Raw genomic sequence first — 3,649 nt, forward strand, 5'->3', positions numbered from 1 at the left:
GGGCGTGCCCCTTGCCGCGTTGCAGCAGGTAGCGATTCAGCGGGAAGGCGGCCAGGAAGGCCACCGCGAGCGCGATCATCATGCTGATCCAGAACTTGGGGTTGACCAGCCCGGCGTCCATGGCCCCGGGGATAACGACCATGACCAAGTTGTCCACGATCTCCATCGTCAGGATCGACAGCGTGTCAGCAGCCAGGACCAAGCTCAGCGCCGTCCCCACTGCCAGCCCAGCTTTCAGCAGGGGCAGAGTGGAAAGCGCGTAGCCGAACAGGAACGCCAGCGTCACCGAGATCGCGACCGTGGTCGCCGTGCCGAGGCCGGCAGCCGTGCCGATGATCAGGCCGGCGATCTCCCCGATGGCGCAGCCCGTGAGGCAGTGGAGCGTCGCGCTAGCCGCCATCCTGGCCGTACCGCCATCGCCTTCACGGCGTCCTGGCGCCGCAGACCGTGGCTCAGACCCCGTCGCTGAATGGTGCTCGTGGTGCGTACTCACTGATACCTCCGCGGTCCTGGTCGTGGCTCGCCAGCGACGTCACACGATACCCCTGGGGGGTATCACTTGCAGGGCGCCGGAGCAACGCTCAGCCGATCGCCGCGAGTAGCGCCTCGCAGGCCTGTTCGCACGCGCGGCAGGCTTCTGCGCATAGTCGGCAGTGCTCGTGCATGGTCGCGTGGGCTTCACACTCCTCTGCGCAGGATCGGCAGGCGGTCATGCATGCGGTCAGCACGGCGCGCGTGATGCTCGCGTCGTAGCCGGTGTGCCGAGAGAGCACCCGTGCGGTGGTCTCGCACAGATCAGCACAGTCCAGATCGGTCCGGATGCACTTGCGCAGGTCAGCGACCATCTCTTCACTCAGACACGCGTCGGCGCAGGCGGTGCACGCCTGCGCACACTCGATGCACGCGGCGATGCACTTCGCCAACAGGTCCCGGTCGAGGTTGATCGAGGCCGGATACGCCTCTAGCAACTCGCTGGTGTTGTGTGTCATCTCAGTTCCTTTCCGCTAGTGGTGGCGTGGGGTTGGTACGCATCTGGCTCGTACCCGGCGGGGGGATTCCTGAACTGGATCCGAGGGGCGATTCAGGTGAGCAGCAGCTTCCAGGAGCCGCCACGGTCGGAGCTGCTGTAGATGCCTCGGGAAGTCGCGGCGTACCAGGTGCCGCCCCGAACGCTGATCGCAGCGGGGACACCCTTGACCGATCCGCCGGCTGGGGCCCATCCGTGAGCGTCGAGACTGACCCACACTCGCCCCTCGGTGTCCAGGCCGGCGAGCGTTCCATCGGTCGTCCCATCGACGTAAGTCAGGGCCGGGGCGTCATCGACCACCCGCTCTCGGGCGCCGTCGACGATGGTGAGTACTCCGTCGGTCCGGGTGGCAACGAAGGCGCGCGGGCTACGCGGCATAGCGGCGATGTCGATGAGGTGGGTCCGTCGCCAGCTGTCGCGCCAGGTCCGGCCTTGATCATCGGACTGAATGACCGCGTTCCTGGTCGAGTCGATTGCCGTGATCGTTCCCGTGGCGTGCGCGTCGATCGCGTGTAGGTCGGACTGCCCTTCCAGACTCCGGGCCTCCCACGTCTTGCCGCCGTCCTGGGACTGGATGAAGCCCATGGGGTTCGGACGGTCGGAGGTGGCCGGATGTCCGCTGGCGATGAACTGGTTGGGCCCGACGACTCTAAAGCCCATGAAGTCGTCGCGGTGGCCCCCCATTCGGGTCGGGACGCCGTCGTCCTCGAGACGGTAGGTACCGGTATGGGTGGCCACGTAGAGGCGGTCGTCGGCGGGGTTGATGTCGAGTCCGTGGATGTGCTCGAACCGGACTGGATCGTCGGCGTCGTCGGTGGCGCTGCAGGCGCTGATCAGCAGGAAAGGACCAACGACGAGAGCCAGTGCGCGGGAAAGACGGGAGTGCATGCGGGTTCCTTGCAGGAGGCCTGTGGAGGGCGGGCCGTTCTTGGCCGCCCTCCACAGGCGGACGATCGAATCTGGTGTCAGCTGCCGAGGAGCTGGGTCATCTGCTCAATCTCGGCTTCCTGGTCGCTCTGAATCGTCTTGGCCATCTCGACCGCGGCCGGATACTTGCCGTCAGACTCTTCGGTGGCGGCCATGTCGACAGCACCCTTGTGGTGCTCGATCATCATGGTGAGGAACATCTCGTCGAACTCGGCGCCGCTGGCCTGCTCAAGGGCGTTCATGTCCTCGTCGGTCATCATGCCGGCCATGTCGTCGCCGCTGGAGTGACCCATTTCCGAGTGGTCCATCCCGCCCATGTCAGAGTCCTGCGGGACGTCTTCACCCCACGACTCGAGCCACCCGGACATGGTCTCGATCTCGGGGCCTTGGGCCTGCTGGATCTTCTTCGCCAGGTCGAGAACGTCCTGGTTTTGAGTGCGCCCCTCGGCCATCTTGGCCATCTCAGTGGCCTGTCGGTGGTGGGGAATCATCTGCTGAGCGAACGTGACGTCGGCATCGTTGAAGTCCTCGCTCGACGAGCTCGACTCGTCCGAGCAGGCCGTGAGGACAGCCAGGCTGGCAACAGCGGCGAGGGTCGCCGCGAGCATCTTGGTACGCATCTATTCTCCTGCGGTGCTGAAAAGGTGTGAGGGGTCGTCGAAGGAAGCGCGCCACAGTGGACGCGCCGATGACGGCTCAGCAGCGCAGGATGCAGGTACGTCTCAACGGGGATAACGGCTCGAACGAGCTAGAGGCGAATCCCAGAGTGAGTAGGTGGGGCGCGGGCAGTCTCCACAGGATGCGGTGCAGCCGCCCACGACGAACCATGAGGAACGCTCCGAGTCCGACTAGCAGCATGAAGCAGACGGCCATCAGACCGCCGCAGTGCGATCCGTTCAAGGCGCCGTGGGCGCCGTCGCTCCCGTCCGAATCGGGGGCGTGAGCAGCATCCGCGTGCATCGGGGTCTCGGTGGCCATGGCGCTGGGGGACGTGCCGTGCAGAGAGTCCGCTGGCACCGCCAGCGCACTGTGCATCCCGGCGATGCCGAGCGCCAGAGCCGCCGCAACGACCACCATCAGCGACGCAGGGATTCGCATCCCCGTGCGCCTCTGCGGTGGTCGGATCGTGCTCACTCTCGCATCGTAGATCGAGGGCCTAAAACCCTCATGGGGAAGCCCCCTGGAGCCGTCATACCCTTGGCTCATGGCGCCCGGCCGACTCGACGACCAGCGTGAGAGACCAACGACCGGAGCGCTCGCCCTCGCTACCGGCGCAACGTTGGTCGCCACCGTCGCGTGGGTCTTCCTGCACGACCGCCTCGAGGGACTCAACCCAACGACTCACCTCGCTGTCAGCATCACCTACCCACTCATCGCCCTCGCGTTCGTTCGGGTCATCTCTCGCAGCGCCATGTGGACGTGGTTCAACGTGCTCGTCGCCGCGTCGGCGTATCACGTGTTCGTCGAGTGGGCCCTGTAGCGGATCTTGCAGCAGGGCGATTCGATCACTGGCCCGGGGGACGCGGGCGATGAATCGTCCGTCCTCGGTCTCTGGTGACCCGCCCGCAACACGCGCCGATAATGATCGTTATGACAAATACGCTCCTTTCGTCATAATTTTTGTTGGTTGAGTGCCGCCCCTCGCACGCCCCCGCTACGCCTGCGGTTGCCTGCAGTGGACGATGGGGGCATGCG

The 3,649-nt window shown here is 65.6% G+C and carries 5 protein-coding genes; 1 reads left to right on the forward strand and 4 read right to left on the reverse strand.

All coding sequences use genetic code 11. The features are described 5' to 3' along the window. The 4 genes from AC2W7G_RS11535 to AC2W7G_RS11550 all read right to left on the reverse strand — a co-directional run. Positions 1–400, reverse strand: a 400-nt coding sequence (locus tag AC2W7G_RS11535) for a DUF4396 domain-containing protein (protein WP_485868560.1), incomplete at its 3' end; no start/stop codon positions are given. A 181-nt stretch (positions 401–581) separates the two neighbouring features. Continuing rightward, positions 582–989 carry a four-helix bundle copper-binding protein gene (locus AC2W7G_RS11540; RefSeq protein ID WP_485868561.1) on the reverse strand — a complete coding sequence of 136 codons (408 nt, stop codon included), beginning with the start codon at positions 987–989 and terminating at the stop codon, positions 582–584. A gap of 92 nt (positions 990–1,081) precedes the next feature. Then, a complete protein-coding gene (locus AC2W7G_RS11545) occupies positions 1,082–1,915 on the reverse strand; it encodes a F510_1955 family glycosylhydrolase (RefSeq protein WP_485868562.1) in 834 nt (277 codons plus the stop codon). A 77-nt stretch (positions 1,916–1,992) separates the two neighbouring features. Next, positions 1,993–2,574, reverse strand: a complete 582-nt coding sequence (locus AC2W7G_RS11550; protein WP_485868563.1) for a DUF305 domain-containing protein — start codon at positions 2,572–2,574, stop codon at positions 1,993–1,995. 584 nt (positions 2,575–3,158) lie between these two features. Between AC2W7G_RS11550 and AC2W7G_RS11555 the strand changes: the two genes are divergently transcribed. Next, the gene (locus AC2W7G_RS11555; protein ID WP_485868564.1) at positions 3,159–3,434 is read left to right on the forward strand and encodes a hypothetical protein; all 276 of its coding nucleotides are present in this window, start codon (positions 3,159–3,161) and stop codon (positions 3,432–3,434) included. Positions 3,435–3,649: the final 215 nt, after the last annotated feature.

It is taken from the genome of Aeromicrobium sp. PFPM2_SD2 (assembly GCF_057364525.1).

Excerpts from the sequence above, each read along its gene's own strand:
- AC2W7G_RS11540 (WP_485868561.1), bottom strand. The coding sequence starts at position 989 with ATGACACACAACACCAGCGAGTTGCTAGAGGCGTATCCGGCCTCGATC.
- AC2W7G_RS11545 (WP_485868562.1), bottom strand. The coding sequence starts at position 1,915 with ATGCACTCCCGTCTTTCCCGCGCACTGGCTCTCGTCGTTGGTCCTTTC.
- AC2W7G_RS11550 (WP_485868563.1), bottom strand. The coding sequence starts at position 2,574 with ATGCGTACCAAGATGCTCGCGGCGACCCTCGCCGCTGTTGCCAGCCTG.
- AC2W7G_RS11555 (WP_485868564.1), top strand. The coding sequence starts at position 3,159 with ATGGCGCCCGGCCGACTCGACGACCAGCGTGAGAGACCAACGACCGGA.